Raw genomic sequence first — 16,516 nt, 5'->3', positions numbered from 1 at the left:
GACCAACGGTCGCCTCTACTGGTTGTCGCGGGAAACGGGGGCCTTGGCACCCTCGGTGTCGCCCGGATGACGCGGCTCCGGCGGCGGCAATTGTTCTTCCTTGGCGGTCTTGTGGCCCGGCAGGTCCGGTCGGGTTTCCATCAGCAACGACAACGCGGCCTTCGCCATCATGTGCGCGCTGATCGGCGCGGTGATGAACAGGAACACGGTGATCAGCAGCTCACGCGGCTGCGGATCTTCACCGAGGAAGATGTGATAACAGACCGAGCCAACCAGCACGCAGCCCACGCCCAGCGTGCTGGCCTTGGTCGGTGCGTGCAGGCGCTTGAAGAAGGTGGAGAGCTTCACCAGGCCGAGCGCGCCGACCAGGATGAAGAAGCAGCCGAACAGCAGCAGGATCGACAGCACGATCTGGATGAAGGTGATCATTCGACGATGTCCCGGCGCAGCACGAACTTGCTCAGCACCACCGTGCTGCCGAAGCCGAGCATGGCGATGATCAGCGCCGCTTCGAAGTACACCGCCGAGTTGAGGTACATGCCGAACAACATGAGTTCAGCGATGGCCGTCACCGACAAGGTGTCCAGCGCAAGGATGCGATCAGGCACGGTGGGGCCGCGCAGCAGGCGCCAGGTGGCCAGCAGCATGGCCAGGCCGACCACGTGCATGCACACCACCATCGTGGTCTGGATGAACATGTATCCGGTCATGGGAAAATCTCCATCAGCGGGGCTTCGTAGCGGGATTTGATCTGCCGGATCAGTTCATCCGGATCATCCAGATGCAGCACGTGCACCAGCAGATACCTGCGGTCATCGGACAACGCGGCCGAGACCGTGCCCGGGGTCAGCGTGATCATGCTGGTGAGCGCGGCGATGCCGTGGATGTTGGCGATATCCAGCGGCAGCCAGATGAAGCCGGGGTGGATGCGGCGCTCCGGCCCCAGCACCTGGATCGCCACCCGGATATTGGAGATCAGGATGTCCCACAGGGTCACGAACAACAGTTTGGGGAGGGGCTTGAGCGAGCCGATCCGCGCGAACTCGCGATCCAGCCGGGCGGCGAACAGCGGCACCACCACGCCCAGGATCATGCCGAGCACGAACTGGCCCAGAGTGAAGCTGTCGGACATCAACAGCCAGAACGCCACCACCATCACGCTCAGCGAGGGCGAGGGCAGGATGCGCTTGTACAGGGAAGGCTTGCCGGTCATGGCTGGCGGATCTCCGGCGTGGTGGCGCGCAGTTCACCCACATAGTCCTGGGGCTGCAGCAGCTGGGTGGCCATCGCATCGGTGTGCTGCATCAGCGGGCCGGCGAACACGCTCATCGCGATGCCATAGCTGAGCAGCAGCGCGGCGGCGAACAATTCCACGGTGCGCGTCGGCGCCTTGCGCGGCTTGGGTGCGCCTTCTTCAACCACCGGCACGCGCCAGAACAGGCGGATGCCGCCACGGGTCAGGCCGACGATCACCATCAGGCTGCTGCCCAGCACCGCGGCCCACACCGCCCAGGTGTACTGCGCCGGCATACCGGCCAGCAGCGCGGCCTTGGCCATGAAGCCGGACAACGGCGGCAACCCCGCGACCGAGACCGCACCGATCAGGAACAGCACCGCAGGCGTCTCCTTGCCCGGCATCGGCGCGATGACTTCCTTGCGATCGCTGGCACCGCCACGGCGGCGGCGGATCAGATCGGCAATGAGGAACAGCGCGGCGGCCACGAAGGTGCTGTGCGGCAGGTAGTACAGGCCGGCCGAGAGGACTTCGGGTGTGCGCACCGAGAAGGCGATGAACAGCGTCGCCGCCGAGACCACCACCAGGTAGGAGATCAGCACGCGCAGGCGCGCCGCAGCGAGCACGCCCAGGCCGCCCAGCACGAGGGTGGCCACACCGGCCCAGAGCAGCCACTGGCTGCCGTAGCCGGCCATCGGGCCGGCACCCTCGCCGAACCACAGCGTGCTGACCCGCAGCACCGCGTACAGGCCAACCTTGGTCATGATCGCGAACAGTGCCGCCACCGCGGCCGGCGCACGCGCATACGCTTCGGGCAGCCACAGGTACAGCGGCATCAGCGCAGCCTTGCTGCAGAACACCAGCAGCAACAGCCCCATGGTCGCCTTGACCAGGGTCAGGTGCGAGGCCGGTACTTCAGCAATGCGCTGGGACAGTTCGGCCATGTTGAGCGAGCCCAGCGAGGCGTACAGCAGGCCGAGTGCGATCAGGAACAGGGTCGAGGCGGTGACGTTGAACACCACGTAGTGCAGGCCGATGCGCATGCGCAGGCCGCGCCCGCCGCTGAGCAGCAGACCGTAGGAGGCGATCAGCATCACCTCGAAGAACACGAACAGATTGAAGATATCGCCGGTCAGGAACGCGCCGTTGAGGCCGACCAGCTGGAACTGGAACAACGCATGGAAGTGCGGCGCGCGGCGGTCCCAGCCCGAACAGGCGTGCAGCAGGCAGGGGATGGCCAGCAGCAGTGTGGTCACCAGCATCCAGGCCGAGAGGCGGTCGGCCACCAGCGCGATGCCCAGGCGCGAGGGCCAGTCACCCAGCAGGTACACCGCAATGCTGCCGTCAGCGGTCTGCGCGAACAGCAGCGCGACCGCGGCGGCGAGCGCGGTCAGCGTGGTCCATGCCACTGTGCGCTGCACCTTCGGCCCGTAGCGGCGGTGCTCGACGAACAGCGAGCAGGCCGCGCCGAACAGCGGAATCAGGATGGGCAGGATCACCGCATGGTTCATGCGCCGCCCTCCCGGCCCGGCGCGGTATCGGCAGGAAGCGCTTCTTCTTCGTGCGCGTCCACGTGGTCGCTGTGGTTGTCGCTGCGGCTGCGCATCGCCAGCACGATGCTGACCGCCGTCATCGCGAACGCAATCACAATGGCGGTCAACACCAGCGCCTGCGGCAGCGGATCGGTGTAGTTGCCCAGATCGCTGTCGATACCCTCACGCAGCACCGGCGCCTTGCCCTGCACCAGCCGGCCGCCGGCAAAGATCAGCAGGTTGGTCGCATACGACAGGAAGGTCATGCCGAGGATCACATCGAAGCTGCGCGCGCGCAGCAACAGGTAGATGCCGATCGCGCTCAGTACGCCGATGGCGCTTGCCAGAGCCAGTTCCATCAGTGCATCTCCCCGGTTTTTGCCGAACGGCGGTTGGGATCGATTTCGCCTTTACGGGCATTGCGGGTGCGCGAGGGCTTGATCGTGCCCATCATCGAGAGCATCAGCATCACACCGCCGAACACCACCAGGTACACGCCGGTATCGAAGCCGATCGCACTGGCCAGCGGCACCTCGCCGATCAGCGGAATGTGCAGGTCCAGATGGCCGCTGGTCAGGAACGGCACGCCGAACAGCATCGACGCGCAGCCACTGAGGATGGCGATCAGCAGACCGGCACCGATGCAGCGGATGTAATCGAAGCCGAAGCGTGATTCCACCGAGGTGGTGCCCTGGATGACGTACTGGATCAGCAGCGGCACAGCCAGCACCAGGCCGGCGATGAAGCCGCCGCCGGGCGCGTTGTGGCCGCGCAGGAACAGGAAGATCGAGACGGTCAGGGTGAGCGGGAACATGATCTGGGCCAGATCGGCCGGCACCGGCAGCTTGATCGGCGGGCCGGGCATGATCTGTTCCGGCGCCATCCGCGAGCGGCGCAGCATGGCGTGCACCACCAGCGCGGCGATGCCGAACACGGTGATCTCACCGAAGGTATCAAAGCCACGGAAGTCGACCAGGATCACGTTGACCACGTTCTGCCCATACGCCTCCGGCAGCGCGCGCGCCAGCAGCTCGCCGGCCATGGTGTTGGGCGGCAACGTCATGGCGGTGTAGGCCATCGCGGCCAGGCCGCCACCGGCGACGATCGCGATCACCGCATCGCGCCGCTTGCGCCAGACCGACTTTTCCGGCGGCGACTGGATCGGCAGGTAGTTCATGCCCAGCAGCATCAGCACCAGGGTGACCATCTCCACCAGCAGCTGGGTCAGCGCCAGATCGGGCGCGGAGAGGAACACGAAGGTCAGCGAGACCATCAGGCCGACGCCGCCGACCACCAGCACCGCCAGCAGGCGCTGCCGGTAGACAAACAGTGCGCCCAGCGCGCAGGCCATCATCACCAGCCACAGCGCCCAGCCCAGCAGCGGGATCGGCTGCGGCGAGGGCCAGTTGGGCGAGGCCGGGTTGGCCACGAACGGCGCGGCGGCGACGATGATCGCCACCACCACCAGCGCCATCAGCATGCGCTGCAGGCTGCCGTTGGCCAGGCCCTGGGTGAGCCGGTGGGCGAAGCCGAACACCAGGTCCAGCTGCTTGTGGAACAGGTTGCGGCCGATGCTGCGGCTGACCACCGCATGCAGGTTGATCAGGCGGCGCAGGCCGAAGTACAACGCGATACCGCCGATCACGCCGGCGATGCTCATCATCAACGGGGTATTGAAACCGTGCCAGACCGAGAGGCTGTAGGCCGGCATTGCCGCGCCCAGGATCGACGACGCGGCGGCATGCAGCACCGGCGCGATGGTGATCGCCGGGGCGACGCCGACGGCCACGCAGACCACGACCAGGATCTCCACCGGCACCTTCATGAAGCGCGGCGGCTCATGCGGGACGCGGTCCAGATCGTGCGGGCCTTTGCCGAAGAAGGTGTCGTGCACGAAGCGCAGGCTGTAGGCCACGCCGAACACGCCGGCCAGCAGCGCGGCGATCGACATCACCACGCGCATGGTTTCCGGGCCGCCCGCGGTCAGCGCCTCGGCGAACAGCATTTCCTTGGACAGGAAGCCGTTGAGCAGCGGAATACCGGCCATTGCCAGCGAGGCGATGATCGCCAGCGCGCTGGTGATCGGCATCAACCGCCGCAACCCGCCCAGCTTGCGCATGTCACGGGTGCCGGTTTCGTGGTCGATGATGCCGGCGGCCATGAACAGCGAGGCCTTGAAGGTGGCGTGGTTGAGGATGTGGAACACGCCGGCCACCACCGCCATCGGCGTGGACAGCCCGAACAGCATGGTGATCAGGCCCAGATGGGAGATCGTCGAATAGGCCAGCAGGCCTTTGAGGTCATGCTGGAAGATCGCGTTCCAGGCGCCGATCAGCAGGGTGATCGCCCCGATGCCGCTGACCGTATAGAAGAACAGATCGGTGCCGGCCAGCGCCGGGTGCAACCGTGCCAGCAGGAACACGCCGGCTTTGACCATCGTCGCCGAATGCAGGTAGGCCGAGACCGGCGTCGGGGCGGCCATCGCGTGCGGCAGCCAGAAGTGGAACGGGAACTGGGCGCTCTTGGTGAAGATGCCGGCCAGGACCAGGAACAGGGCATACGGGTACAGCGAACTGGCGCGGATCAGATCGCCGGCGGCGAGCACCGCATCCAGTTCGAAGCTGCCCACGATGCGGCCGATCAGCAGCACGCCGCCGAGCAGGGCCAGGCCGCCGCCGCCGGTGACCACCAGGGCCATCCGGGCGCCCTCGCGGGCATCCTGACGGTGCGACCAGAAGCCGATCAGCAGGAACGAGCTGATGCTGGTCATTTCCCAGAACACCATCAACAGCAACAGGTTGCCCGAGAGCACCATGCCCAGCATGGCGCCCATGAACAGCAGCAGGTAGCAGTAGAAACGGTGGGCGCTGTCGCGGGCACTGAGGTAGTAGTGGGCGTACATCACCACCAGCGCACCGATGGCCAGCACCATGCCGGCGAACATCCAGGCCAGGCCGTCCAGGCGCAGCGAGAAGGCCAGGCCGATCTGCGGTATCCACTCCCCGTAACTGCGGACGATCCCGCCGTCCATGATGGCCGGGGTCATCGTCGCCAACAGCGCCAGTCCTCCCAGCGGAGCGGCCGCGGCTACCCAGGCGGCCGTGGAGCGGGAGGTGCGGCGGAATGAAGCGACGGCCACTGCCATCAGGAAGGGCAGGGCGAGCAGCAGGAGCAGACTAGGATTCATGCAGGGAATGCGGGATTCACGAGCAGGTCGTTCAGTCTAACAGGCAGGCAATTGCTGCCGATACACCCGAATACGCCCCCAATTGCATGTAACGTGCGCTGATTCATTTTTTCCGCGCAGCGCGTGGTCCCATTCGGGCGCGTCGGCGGCCGTATGGAGAGCCGCTGGCGACTTTGCTGACTGTGGCCTCCCGGGGCCCGTCGAAACGGGTCCGGAACCAGACGTTGCAGGGCCTGCGGGACCGCGTGGATGTGCACGAAGATGAACGGTGACCGTCGCTCGAAAGGCCACTGGGGCCGATGCTGGACGGTCCGGCGTGGACTGCTGGTGAGCGTCCTCGCTCGTTCAGGAAAAAGCGGTCAGTAGCGCCAACCCATCCGGCGGTAGAGCTTGGCCAGCACCCACAGCGGGCCGATCAGCAGGTAGACCAGGTCGGTCAGGAAGCTCGGCTTGCGGCCTTCATGCTTGTGGCCGATGAACTGCGCGACCCAGGCCACGGCGAAGACGCCCAGGGCCAGCCAGAACAGATTCACCAGGCCGATCTCGGCTTCCAGCAGCCGGCAGACGCAGCCGCTGACGAAGAAGAACGTCAGCATGCCGTAGCCCAGCGTGCGCGAGAGGCGGTTGTAGAAGCACCAGGCGGCGAACATCGCCAGGCCGGCCCAGATCCCGTTCTGGAACCAGGTGATCAGCGGCGGCAGACACCACAGCAGGGCAATCACCGACCACGCGATCGCCGGGACGGCCACGACGTGGATGCGCTGGTTCAGCGCATTGCGGTGGTCGTCGGAATAACTGGCGAAATAGCGGTCGATCTGGCGTGCGACAGTGGTGGTGGCCATGTTCCCTCCCAGGATCTGCAGAGCATACCGCCGGTAGAGCCGGCTGTTGGTCGGCTGCCTTCCATCGGCTGCCCGACATGGCCCCTGCATCGAAAACCGCGCTCCCCGGCGCAGGGCCGGGGAACGCCGTGCCGGTCAGTCGACCGAGATGCCGGCCAGACGCTGCAGCGCCTCGGCGTACTTGGCGCGGGTGCGCTCGATGATCTCGGCCGGGATGCTCGGGCCCGGGGCGGTCTTGCCCCAGTCCAGCGTCTCCAGGTAATCGCGCACGAACTGCTTGTCGTAGCTCGGCGGGCTGGTGCCCACCTCGTACTCGTCGGCCGGCCAGTAGCGCGAGGAATCCGGGGTCAGCATCTCGTCCATGATGTACAGACGGCCATCGGCATCGGTACCGAACTCGAACTTGGTGTCGGCCAGAATGATGCCGCGCTCGCGGGCGTAATCGGCGGCGAAGGCATAGATGCGCAGGGTGGCATCGCGCACGCGCTCGGCCAGGTCCGCACCGACCGCCTTCACCATCGCATCGAAATCGATGTTCTCGTCATGGTCGCCGACGGCGGCCTTGGTCGAGGGGGTGAAGATCGGTTCGGGCAGCTGTTCGGCCTGGCGCAGGCCGTCGGGCAGCTCGATGCCGCTGATCTTGCCGGTGCGCTGGTAGTCCTTCCAGCCGCTGCCGATCAGGTAGCCACGGGCGATCGCCTCGACCGGCACCGGCTTGAGCTTGCGGGTGACCACCGCGCGCTTGGCGTACAGGGCCGGGTCGACACCCTCGGGCAGCACGCTGGCGACATCGATGCCGGTCAGGTGGTTGGGCATCAGGTGCGCGGTCTTGGCGAACCAGAAGTTCGAGACCTGGCAGAGCATCTCGCCCTTGCCGGGGATCGGGTCGGGGAGCACCACGTCGAAGGCTGACAGACGGTCGGTGGCGACCATCAGCAGGTAGTCCCCCGGCGGAGTGCCGGCGGGGAGCCGGTCGCGCGGAATGTCGAAAACATCACGCACCTTGCCGCGATGGCGCAAGGGCAGGCCGGGGAGATCGGATTGCAACAACGTGGTCGGCACGGGCACTCCTGAGGCTTCGTCATGACAGCTGTCCAGGGGACCCGGAGGGCCCGCACAGACAGCGGGCGGCCTAGTGTAAAGCGGGTTGGGCCCGCTGTGACGTAAAATGAGGATCCTTTGTCGCCTTGGCTGCCCAGACCACCATGCGCTGGTACGGAAAACTGCTCGGATTCATCGCCGGCGCCCTGTTGTTCAGGCCCAATCCGCTGTTCGGTGCCGTGGTCGGGCTGTTGCTGGGGCATGCCTTCGATGCCGACTGGTTCCGGCTGAACAGGGAAAACCCCTACCGCGAGCTGGGGCTGACCTCCGAGGCGACCGATGCGGAGATCGACCTGGCCTACCGCCGGCTGATGTCCCAGTACCACCCGGACAAGGTGGTCGGCGCGGCGCCGGAGCTGCGCCAGCAGGCCGAGCGCAAGTCGCGCCAGCTCAATGCCGCCTACGACCGCATCAAGACCCTGCGCAAGCGCTGATACCGCGCGGCGCCCCCCTTTCCACCTCCTGAAGGCCCCGGCCATGTCCAACTGCATCATTGCTCCCTCCATTCTGTCCGCCGATTTCGCCCGCCTGGGCGAGGAAGTGGACAACGTGCTCGCGGCCGGCGCCGACTGGGTGCATTTCGATGTGATGGACAACCATTACGTGCCGAATCTGACCATCGGCCCGCTGGTCTGCCAGGCGCTGCGCAAGCACGGCGTCACCGCACCGATCGACGTGCATCTGATGGTGGAGCCGGTGGACCGCATCATTCCGGATTTCGCCGAGGCCGGCGCGACGTACATCAGCTTCCATCCGGAGGCGAGCCGCCACGTGCACCGCACGATCCAGCTGATCCGTTCGCTGGGCTGCAAGCCGGGCGTGGTGCTCAATCCGGCCACGCCGGTGGACATCCTGGACTGGGTGCTCGATGACCTGGACCTGGTGCTGGTGATGTCGGTCAATCCGGGCTTCGGCGGCCAGGCGTTCATTCCCTCGGCGCTGGACAAGGTGCGCGCGATCCGCCAGAAGATCGATGCCAGTGGCAAGGACATCCGCCTGGAGATCGACGGTGGCGTGAAGGCCGACAACATCGGTGCCATCGCGGCGGCCGGTGCCGATACGTTCGTGGCCGGCTCGGCGATCTTCAATGCGAAGACCAGCTACCAGGACATCATCGCGCAGATGCGCGGCAACGTCGCCGCGGCGCGGGGCTGAGCCATGGGGTCGGTGGCTGCCGTGACCATCCGCGTGGCCACCGCCGAGGATGCGGGGCTGATCCTGCGCTTCATCCGCGAGCTGGCGATCTATGAGAAGGCCGAGTCGTCGGTGCAGACCGACGAAGCGGGCATCCGTGCGAGTCTGTTCGGGCCCGATGCGAAGGCGCATGCGCTGATCTGCGAAGCCGACGGCGTGGCCATCGGGTATGCGGTGTATTTCTACAACTACTCGACGTGGCTGGGCCGTAACGGGATCTATCTGGAAGATCTGTACGTCAGCCCGGAAAAGCGCGGCAGCGGCGCCGGCAAGGCGCTGCTGCAGCACATCGCGCGCATCGCCGTGGCCGAAAACTGTGGGCGGTTCGAGTGGTCGGTGCTGGACTGGAACGAACCGGCGATCCAGTTCTACACGGCCGCAGGCGCGAAGCCGCAGAGCGAATGGACGGTATACCGGATGGAAGGCGAGGCGCTGCGGACCTTCGCCGACGGCTGAGCATCCGCAGCCAACCCAACACGGTAGAGCCGACCGTTGGTCGGCTGCGCTTCTGGCGGGTCAAAAAAAGACCGCACCATTGCGGATGCGGCCCTGGGAATAGCGGGAGGCTGATCCTGCCTCCATCCATCTTCCTTGCTATGGCCTCCCATTCTCCGGGTACTTGGTGACGCTTTGATGACGTTCACCGGCGGCCACGCCATCCGCTGCTAGCCTTCGCTTCCCCACTCCCTGGAAGTACCGCATGAGCCGTCCCCATTGGCGTTTGATCCTCAACGGCAAGGCCACCGGCAATGAGGATGTGCGCGAGGCGGTGGCGGCGCTGCGTGAGCGCGGGGTGCAGCTGGAGGTACGGGTGACCTGGGAATCGGGCGATGCCGAGCGCTATGTAGCCGAGGCGATCGCCCACGGGGTGGATACGATCATCGCGGCCGGCGGTGATGGCACGCTCAGTGAGGTGGCCGAGACGCTGGCGCACCGGGAAGAGGCCGCCGACGCGCTGCCGTCGCTGGGGTTGTTGCCATTGGGCACCGCCAATGATTTCGCCACCGCAGCGGAGATTCCCGATGCACCGTTGGCGGCGCTGGAGCTGATCATGCATGCGCCGGCCCGGCCGGTCGATCTGCTGCGCATTGATGCCGATGGCAAGGTGTGGTGGTGCGCGAATGTGGCCAGTGGCGGTTTCGGCACCGAGGTCACGGTGGAGACCGATGAAGGCTTGAAGAAAGTGCTCGGCGGGCTGGCCTACCTGGTCACGGGGGTATCGCGGCTGGGGCGGATCGATCCGATCCAGGCACGGGTCCGGGCGCCGGGGTTCGAATGGGCCGGTGGTTTCATCGCACTCGGCGTGGGCAATGGCCGTCAGGCCGGCGGCGGGCAGGTGCTGTGTCCGGAGGCCCTGATCGACGATGGTCTGCTCGATATCACGGTGATCCCGGAGCTGAGCGGGGAGGTCGCCTCCACCTTTGCCGCGCTGGTCAAAGGTGGCAAGCGCGGCGCGCTGGAGCAGGTGGCCGAACGTGTGCAGGCGCCGTGGGTGGAGATCGAGGCCGAGGCGCCGCTGACCCTCAATCTGGATGGCGAACCGGTCCAGGCCCGGCACTTCCGCATCGACTGCGTGCCGGGCCGGGTCAACCTGCATGTGGCGCCGGACAGCCCGCTGCTGTCGCGTGGCTGATGCGCGGGGCGGCGCCGGGTTCCATCCGGTGCCGTCAATGCGGTACAGTCGCCGGGTGTCCATTCTGACGACCCCGCATACCCTTTCTTCCGCTCGCCGTTGGTGGCGATGGTGGCCTGTTGCCGTCGTCCGTCCCGCCACCGCCGTTTCCCGGAAGGAAAGTCGTCTTGATTACGCTCGAGCAGTTCCAGCAGCAGGCCGCTGAAGGCCACACCCGCATCCCCGTCGTCCGTGAAGTGCTGTCCGACCTGGACACGCCGCTGTCGGTCTATCTGAAGCTCGCCGACGGCCCGCATACCTATCTGTTTGAATCGGTCGAGGGCGGCGAACGCTTCGGGCGCTATTCCATCATCGGCCTGCCGGCGCGCCGGGTGTATGCCTTCCACGGCCACACCCTGACCATCAGCGAGTCCGGCACCGTGGTGGAAACCCGCGAGGTCGCCGATCCGTTCACCGAGGTCGAAGCGCTGCGCAGCGCTCATTCGGTGCCCAAGCTGGCCGGTCTGCCCGGCTTCACCGGTGGCCTGGTCGGCTGGTTCGGCTTTGAGTGCATCGGTTATATCGAACCGCGCCTGGCACCGCCGCGGGGCCGCGACGAGCTGGGCACGCCGGACATCCTGCTGCTGCACTCCGAAGAGCTGGCGGTGTTCGACAACCTCAAGGGCCGCCTGTACCTGATCGTGCATGCCGACCCGGGTCAGCCCGGTGCATGGGAGGATGCCCAGGCCAAGCTGGATGCGCTGGTTGCCAAGCTGCGCGCGCCCGGTGCCGGCTACCCCGCACCGATCACCCGCGACGTGCTGGACGAGAACGATTTCGTCTCCGGCTTCACCCGTGAAGGCTTCATCGCCGCAGTCGACAAATCCAAGGAATACATCCGCGCCGGCGACATCTTCCAGGTGGTGCTGAGCCAGCGCCTGAGCGTTCCGTTCAAGGCGCGCCCGGTGGATGTCTACCGCGCGCTGCGTGCGCTCAATCCCTCGCCGTACATGTATTTCCTCGACACCGGCGACGTCCAGGTGGTCGGCTCCTCGCCGGAAATCCTGGTGCGTCTGCAGGACGGGGAAGTCACCGTGCGTCCGATCGCCGGCACCCGCCCGCGCGGCGCCACGGTCGAAGAAGACAACGCACTCGAAGCCGAACTGCTGGCCGATCCCAAGGAACGTGCCGAGCATCTGATGCTGATCGATCTCGGCCGAAATGATGCGGGCCGTGTGTCGAAGGCCGGCACGGTGGAAGTGGGCGAGCAGTTCGTGATCGAGCGCTACAGCCACGTCATGCACATCGTCAGCGAAGTCACCGGGCAGCTGCAGCCGGGCCTGAGCTATGCCGACGTGCTGCGCGCGACGTTCCCGGCCGGCACCGTCAGCGGTGCGCCGAAGATCCGCGCGCTGGAAGTGATCCGCGAGCTGGAACCGATCAAGCGCAACGTCTACGCCGGCAGCATCGGCTACATCGGCTGGCATGGCGATGCCGATACCGCGATCGCGATCCGCACTGCGGTGATCAAGGACGGCCGCCTGCACGTGCAGGCCGGTGCCGGCATCGTCTACGACTCCGATCCCGGCAAGGAATGGGACGAGACGATGAACAAGGGCCGCGCGCTGTTCCGTGCGGTCGCGCAGGCTGCCAAGGGCCTGTAAGGCACTGCTGCCGAACTGCCTGACACGTGCACGGTTGCGTGCACGCCACTTCCCCATTCAAGACGGACCCTGACCATGTTGTTGATGCTCGACAACTACGACAGCTTCACCTACAACCTCGTGCAGTACCTGCAGACGCTGGGCGCCGAGGTCAAGGTGGTGCGCAACGACGCCTTGAGCGTCGATGAAATCGCCGCGCTCGCCCCCGAGCGCATCGTGATTTCGCCCGGCCCGTGCACGCCAAACGAAGCGGGCGTGTCGCTGGAGTTGATCCGCCGGCTCGGCCCGACCACGCCGATCCTCGGCGTGTGCCTGGGCCACCAGAGCATCGGCCAGGTGTACGGCGGTGATGTCATCCGCGCCACCAACATCATGCACGGCAAGACCTCGCCGATCCGCCATGAAGGCAAGGGCGTGTTCGCCGGCCTGCCGGACCGCTACCAGGCCACGCGCTACCACTCGCTGGTGGTGGACAAGGCCACGCTGCCGGCGTGCCTGGAAATGACCGCCTGGACCGAGAACGCGGACGGCTCGATCGAAGAGATCATGGGCCTGCGCCACCGCGAGTATCCGGTCGAGGGCGTGCAGTTCCACCCCGAGTCGATCCTCACCGAGCATGGCCACGCCCTGCTGAAGAACTTCCTGCAGCGCTGAGCGCGCCGCACCTGCATCACAAAGGACCCCGCATGACCTTCTCCCCCCAGGAAGCCCTGCAGCGCACCATCGAGCACCGCGAAATCTTCTTCGACGAAATGGTCGACCTGATGCGGCAGATCATGCGCGGTGAAGTCTCGCCGGTGATGACCGCCGCGATCCTGACCGGCCTGCGGGTCAAGAAGGAAACCATCGGCGAAATCGCCGGTGCCGCCCCCGTGATGCGCGAGCTCGCCCTCGCGGTGGCGGTGGAAGACAGAACGCATCTGGTGGATATCGTCGGCACCGGTGGCGATGGCTCGCACACCTTCAACATCTCCACCTGCGCGATGTTCGTGGTGTCCGCGGCCGGGGCCAAGGTGGCCAAGCATGGCAACCGCAGTGTCTCCTCCAAGTCCGGCAGTGCCGATGCGGTCGAAGCGCTGGGCGCGATCATCGATCTGCAGCCGGAGGACGTCGCGCGTGCAATCACCGAAACCGGTATCGGCTTCATGTTCGCGCCGATGCACCACCCGGCGATGAAGGTCGTCGCGCCGGTGCGCCGCGAGATGGGCGTGCGCACGATCTTCAACATCCTCGGCCCGCTGACCAATCCGGTTGGCGCGACCAACGTGTTGATGGGCGTGTTCCATTCGGATCTGGTCGGCATCCAGGCGCGCGTGCTGCGCGAACTCGGTGCCGAACGCGCGCTGGTGGTGTGGGGCCGCGACAACATGGATGAGATCTCGCTCGGCGCCGGGACGCTGGTGGGCGAACTGCGCGACGGCAAGGTGCGCGAGTACGAAATCCATCCGGAAGATTTCGGCATCGCGATGTCGGCCAGCCGCAACCTCAAGGTGGACAGCCCGGCGGAATCCATCGCGATGCTGCGCGGTGTGCTCGACAACCAGCCCGGCCCGGCGCTCGACATCGTGGCGCTCAATGCCGGCGCCGCGCTGTACGTGGCCGGTGTCGCCGACAGCATCGCCGATGGTCTGGCCCGTGCCCGTGCGGTGCTGGCCGATGGCAGTGCGCGCTCGCGGATGGAGCAGTACGTCGCCGCCACCCGCCGCATCCGCGGCGCCGTCTGAGCCCGCGTTTTCAGAATTCAGCGGGGCTGGTCGATAATGGCCGGCCTCCAGGACCCCAATGACATGAGCGACATCCTCGATACCATCCTGGCCCGCAAGGCCGAAGAAGTCGCCGCACGCCGGGCCCAGGTGCCGCTTGAAGCACTGATCGCGCGCGTGGAGCAGGCTCCGCCCGTGCGCGGCTTCGCTGATGCGCTGCGCGCCTCGATCACTGCCGGCAACCCGGCCGTGATCGCCGAAATCAAGAAGGCCAGCCCGTCCAAGGGCGTGATCCGCCCGGACTTCCATCCGGCCGACATCGCGGTGAGCTACGAATTCGGTGGGGCCAGCTGCCTGTCTGTGCTGACCGACGTGGATTTCTTCCAGGGCAGCGACGCCTACCTGCAGCAGGCGCGTGAAGCGTGCACGCTGCCGGTGCTGCGCAAGGACTTCGTGATCGATGCCTACCAGGTGTATGAAGCGCGCGTGCTCGGTGCGGACTGCATCCTGCTGATCGTGGCCGCACTGGACGACCGCCAGCTGGCCGAGCTGTCCGACCTGGCCATGCAGCTGGGCATGGACGTGCTGGTGGAAGTGCATGACATCGACGAGCTCGAGCGTGCCATCCAGGTGCCGGTGCCGCTGATCGGCATCAACAACCGCAACCTGCGTACCTTCGAGGTGTCGCTGCAGACCACGCTGGACATGCGCCAGGCCGTGCCGCGCGACCGCCTGCTGGTCACCGAAAGCGGCATCCTCGGCCCTGCCGATGTCAGCGTGATGCGCGAGGCGGGGGTCAACGCGTTCCTGGTCGGTGAGGCCTTCATGCGCGTGGAAGAGCCCGGCGAGGGCCTGCGTCAGCTATTCTTCAGCGCATGACAGCGATCTACCCAACGCCGCGCGACGACGCCCCGCTGGTGGTCTTCGATTTCGATCACACCCTGTACGATGGCGATTCCGGCAGCCATCTGTTCGCCTGGCTGATCAAGCGCAACCCGCTGCGGCTGCTGGCCGCCCTGGTCGCCACGCCGTTGCTCGGTCCGCTGGTGGCCTTCCTGCCCACCCGTCGCCGTGGCATCTCCGGCTATGTCTGGATCGCCACGTTCGGCCTGCACCGGGCGCGCGAGTTCAACAAGGTGATCGACCGCTACGTCCTCAAACACGAGGCCGATATCCGCCGCCGCCTGCTGCCCGTGGCGCTGGAGGTGTTCGCGGGTCACCGCGCCGCCGGCGACCGCGTGGTGGTCGCCACCGGTGCCCCCCCTGAGCTGGCCCGCGCGATCCTGGCCTTCGTGGCGCACCAGGGCGTGCCGGTGATCGGCAGCGAGGTCGGGCCGTTCCTGGGCGCGGTCATCGCCACCCGCCACTGCCATAACGAAGAAAAGATGCGGATGCTGCGCGAGCGCGGCTATGGCGAGATCGATGTCGCCTATTCCGACAGCAGCGCCGACCTGCCGCTGCTGCTGGCCGCGACGGCGCCGGTGGTGGTCAACCCCAAGGCGTCACGGGTGGACTATTTCCGCCAGGTGCTGCCGCCGGGCACCCCGGTGCTCAACTGGGGCTGCGTGGATCGGGCCGGCGATCCGGTCTGATTCAACGCTGAAATCCCCTGAAACGGTGTCGCGTCCGGCTCAGCCTGCGCGCCACTGCACGATGGCATGGCCGATCTGGAACAGGCTGATGCCGAGCACCAGTACGCCGACGGCGATCAGTACCCAGCGTTCCTTGACGTTCTTGACCAGAATCGCGGCAACTGGCGCGGCCATCATCCCGCCGATCAGCAGGCCGGCGACGATGTTCAGGTACTGAACGCCCATCGTCAGCAGGAACGTGATCGACACCGCCAGGGTCACCACGAACTCGGCGGCATTGACCGTGCCGATGGTGGTGCGGGCCTTGCCGCCGCGTGCGAGCAGGGTGGACGTCGCCACCGGGCCCCAGCCGCCACCGCCACTGGCATCCAGCAGGCCGGCCACGAAGCCCAGCAGCGGGACGCGCTTCACTTCCTGGGCCGGCAGCATCCGGCCGGCCGCGCGCAGCAGGATGAAGATCGCCAGCACCAGCAGATACATATAGATGAAGGGGCGGATCACGTCGCCGGGCAGCTGGGTCAGCACGTAGGCGCCGACCACCCCGCCGACGGCGCCGGGCAGCGCCAGGCGCAGGAACAGCCGGCGGTCCACATTGCCCGCGACCAGGTGCGAGACCCCGGAAGCCCCGGTGGTGAAGACTTCCGCGGTATGGATGCTGGCGCTGACCGCGGCGGGCGGCAGGCCCATGCTGAGCAGTACCGAGGAAGAGACCAGCCCGAAGGCCATGCCCAGCGCGCCATCGATCAGCTGCGCGCCGAGGCCGATCAGGATGAACCAATAGAATTCGCTGCCAAGCTCCATGCCGACAGCCTAGCGGCAAATGGAGCGGGAGTGCCGGCCGGCGGCCGGCCCCCC

General features: G+C 66.6%; 18 protein-coding genes. 9 read left to right on the top strand and 9 right to left on the bottom strand.

Annotated elements, in window-relative coordinates:
• Nucleotides 1-15: 15 nt before the first annotated feature.
• The 8 genes from ACE026_RS10595 to ACE026_RS10560 form a co-directional block, all read right to left on the bottom strand.
• Entirely contained in the window at nucleotides 16-429 is a 414-nt protein-coding gene (locus tag ACE026_RS10595) for a Na+/H+ antiporter subunit G (RefSeq protein WP_486038962.1), read from the bottom strand.
• The gene (locus ACE026_RS10590; RefSeq protein ID WP_070472350.1) at nucleotides 426-710 is read right to left on the bottom strand and encodes a K+/H+ antiporter subunit F; all 285 of its coding nucleotides are present in this window, start codon (nucleotides 708-710) and stop codon (nucleotides 426-428) included. Before ACE026_RS10590 ends, ACE026_RS10595 begins: the two co-directional genes overlap by 4 nt.
• A complete protein-coding gene (locus tag ACE026_RS10585; RefSeq protein ID WP_486038961.1) occupies nucleotides 707-1,213 on the bottom strand; it encodes a Na+/H+ antiporter subunit E in 507 nt (168 codons plus the stop codon). Before ACE026_RS10585 ends, ACE026_RS10590 begins: the two co-directional genes overlap by 4 nt.
• Nucleotides 1,210-2,745, bottom strand: coding sequence for a monovalent cation/H+ antiporter subunit D (locus tag ACE026_RS10580; RefSeq protein WP_486038960.1), 1,536 nt, complete (start codon nucleotides 2,743-2,745; stop codon nucleotides 1,210-1,212). The genes ACE026_RS10585 and ACE026_RS10580 overlap by 4 nt, the downstream gene beginning before the upstream one ends.
• A complete protein-coding gene (locus ACE026_RS10575) occupies nucleotides 2,742-3,125 on the bottom strand; it encodes a Na+/H+ antiporter subunit C (RefSeq protein WP_486038959.1) in 384 nt (127 codons plus the stop codon). The genes ACE026_RS10580 and ACE026_RS10575 overlap by 4 nt, the downstream gene beginning before the upstream one ends.
• The gene (locus ACE026_RS10570) at nucleotides 3,125-5,953 is read right to left on the bottom strand and encodes a monovalent cation/H+ antiporter subunit A (protein ID WP_313211055.1); all 2,829 of its coding nucleotides are present in this window, start codon (nucleotides 5,951-5,953) and stop codon (nucleotides 3,125-3,127) included. Before ACE026_RS10570 ends, ACE026_RS10575 begins: the two co-directional genes overlap by 1 nt.
• Before the next feature lie 359 nt (nucleotides 5,954-6,312).
• Entirely contained in the window at nucleotides 6,313-6,795 is a 483-nt protein-coding gene (locus ACE026_RS10565) for an Mpo1 family 2-hydroxy fatty acid dioxygenase (protein WP_486038958.1), read from the bottom strand.
• Nucleotides 6,796-6,930: 135 nt separating this feature from the next.
• A complete protein-coding gene (locus ACE026_RS10560; protein WP_019185298.1) occupies nucleotides 6,931-7,857 on the bottom strand; it encodes a phosphoribosylaminoimidazolesuccinocarboxamide synthase in 927 nt (308 codons plus the stop codon).
• A gap of 143 nt (nucleotides 7,858-8,000) precedes the next feature.
• Here ACE026_RS10560 and ACE026_RS10555 point away from each other — a divergent pair, with 143 nt between their 5' ends.
• The 9 genes from ACE026_RS10555 to ACE026_RS10515 all read left to right on the top strand — a co-directional run bounded on the left by ACE026_RS10555 (nucleotide 8,001) and on the right by ACE026_RS10515 (nucleotide 15,661).
• The gene (locus tag ACE026_RS10555) at nucleotides 8,001-8,330 is read left to right on the top strand and encodes a J domain-containing protein (protein ID WP_123730837.1); all 330 of its coding nucleotides are present in this window, start codon (nucleotides 8,001-8,003) and stop codon (nucleotides 8,328-8,330) included.
• Between the two features lie 43 nt (nucleotides 8,331-8,373).
• Entirely contained in the window at nucleotides 8,374-9,051 is a 678-nt protein-coding gene (gene rpe / locus ACE026_RS10550) for a ribulose-phosphate 3-epimerase (RefSeq protein ID WP_486038957.1), read from the top strand.
• Between the two features lie 12 nt (nucleotides 9,052-9,063).
• On the top strand, nucleotides 9,064-9,546 hold the full coding sequence (locus ACE026_RS10545; RefSeq protein ID WP_486038956.1) for a GNAT family N-acetyltransferase: 483 nt from the start codon (nucleotides 9,064-9,066) through the stop codon (nucleotides 9,544-9,546).
• A gap of 244 nt (nucleotides 9,547-9,790) precedes the next feature.
• On the top strand, nucleotides 9,791-10,723 hold the full coding sequence (gene yegS / locus ACE026_RS10540) for a lipid kinase YegS (protein ID WP_486038955.1): 933 nt from the start codon (nucleotides 9,791-9,793) through the stop codon (nucleotides 10,721-10,723).
• Between the two features lie 167 nt (nucleotides 10,724-10,890).
• The gene (gene trpE / locus ACE026_RS10535; RefSeq protein ID WP_319211983.1) at nucleotides 10,891-12,366 is read left to right on the top strand and encodes an anthranilate synthase component I; all 1,476 of its coding nucleotides are present in this window, start codon (nucleotides 10,891-10,893) and stop codon (nucleotides 12,364-12,366) included.
• 75 nt (nucleotides 12,367-12,441) lie between these two features.
• On the top strand, nucleotides 12,442-13,020 hold the full coding sequence (locus ACE026_RS10530; protein ID WP_486038954.1) for an anthranilate synthase component II: 579 nt from the start codon (nucleotides 12,442-12,444) through the stop codon (nucleotides 13,018-13,020).
• 32 nt (nucleotides 13,021-13,052) lie between these two features.
• The gene (gene trpD, locus ACE026_RS10525) at nucleotides 13,053-14,090 is read left to right on the top strand and encodes an anthranilate phosphoribosyltransferase (RefSeq protein WP_486038953.1); all 1,038 of its coding nucleotides are present in this window, start codon (nucleotides 13,053-13,055) and stop codon (nucleotides 14,088-14,090) included.
• Between the two features lie 63 nt (nucleotides 14,091-14,153).
• The gene (trpC, locus tag ACE026_RS10520; protein ID WP_019185311.1) at nucleotides 14,154-14,948 is read left to right on the top strand and encodes an indole-3-glycerol phosphate synthase TrpC; all 795 of its coding nucleotides are present in this window, start codon (nucleotides 14,154-14,156) and stop codon (nucleotides 14,946-14,948) included.
• A complete protein-coding gene (locus ACE026_RS10515; RefSeq protein ID WP_486038952.1) occupies nucleotides 14,945-15,661 on the top strand; it encodes a haloacid dehalogenase-like hydrolase in 717 nt (238 codons plus the stop codon). The genes trpC and ACE026_RS10515 overlap by 4 nt, the downstream gene beginning before the upstream one ends.
• Nucleotides 15,662-15,700: 39 nt before the next feature.
• Here ACE026_RS10515 and ACE026_RS10510 read toward each other — a convergent pair whose 3' ends face one another.
• Complete coding sequence (locus ACE026_RS10510; protein WP_486038951.1) at nucleotides 15,701-16,462, bottom strand: sulfite exporter TauE/SafE family protein; 762 nt, start codon at nucleotides 16,460-16,462, stop codon at nucleotides 15,701-15,703.
• Between the last annotated feature and the right edge of the window lie 54 nt (nucleotides 16,463-16,516).

The sequence above is a fragment of the Stenotrophomonas sp. AGC87 genome (assembly GCF_057333975.1).
Note: the sequence above shows the minus strand (reverse complement) of the source record. Positions and strands in the feature narration are given on the sequence as shown.

Excerpts from the sequence above, each read along its gene's own strand:
- ACE026_RS10595 (WP_486038962.1), bottom strand. The coding sequence starts at position 429 with ATGATCACCTTCATCCAGATCGTGCTGTCGATCCTGCTGCTGTTCGGC.
- ACE026_RS10590 (WP_070472350.1), bottom strand. The coding sequence starts at position 710 with ATGACCGGATACATGTTCATCCAGACCACGATGGTGGTGTGCATGCAC.
- ACE026_RS10585 (WP_486038961.1), bottom strand. The coding sequence starts at position 1,213 with ATGACCGGCAAGCCTTCCCTGTACAAGCGCATCCTGCCCTCGCCCTCG.
- ACE026_RS10580 (WP_486038960.1), bottom strand. The coding sequence starts at position 2,745 with ATGAACCATGCGGTGATCCTGCCCATCCTGATTCCGCTGTTCGGCGCG.
- ACE026_RS10575 (WP_486038959.1), bottom strand. The coding sequence starts at position 3,125 with ATGGAACTGGCTCTGGCAAGCGCCATCGGCGTACTGAGCGCGATCGGC.
- ACE026_RS10570 (WP_313211055.1), bottom strand. The coding sequence starts at position 5,953 with ATGAATCCTAGTCTGCTCCTGCTGCTCGCCCTGCCCTTCCTGATGGCA.
- ACE026_RS10565 (WP_486038958.1), bottom strand. The coding sequence starts at position 6,795 with ATGGCCACCACCACTGTCGCACGCCAGATCGACCGCTATTTCGCCAGT.
- ACE026_RS10555 (WP_123730837.1), top strand. The coding sequence starts at position 8,001 with ATGCGCTGGTACGGAAAACTGCTCGGATTCATCGCCGGCGCCCTGTTG.
- rpe (WP_486038957.1), top strand. The coding sequence starts at position 8,374 with ATGTCCAACTGCATCATTGCTCCCTCCATTCTGTCCGCCGATTTCGCC.
- yegS (WP_486038955.1), top strand. The coding sequence starts at position 9,791 with ATGAGCCGTCCCCATTGGCGTTTGATCCTCAACGGCAAGGCCACCGGC.
- ACE026_RS10530 (WP_486038954.1), top strand. The coding sequence starts at position 12,442 with ATGTTGTTGATGCTCGACAACTACGACAGCTTCACCTACAACCTCGTG.
- trpD (WP_486038953.1), top strand. The coding sequence starts at position 13,053 with ATGACCTTCTCCCCCCAGGAAGCCCTGCAGCGCACCATCGAGCACCGC.
- trpC (WP_019185311.1), top strand. The coding sequence starts at position 14,154 with ATGAGCGACATCCTCGATACCATCCTGGCCCGCAAGGCCGAAGAAGTC.
- ACE026_RS10515 (WP_486038952.1), top strand. The coding sequence starts at position 14,945 with ATGACAGCGATCTACCCAACGCCGCGCGACGACGCCCCGCTGGTGGTC.
- ACE026_RS10510 (WP_486038951.1), bottom strand. The coding sequence starts at position 16,462 with ATGGAGCTTGGCAGCGAATTCTATTGGTTCATCCTGATCGGCCTCGGC.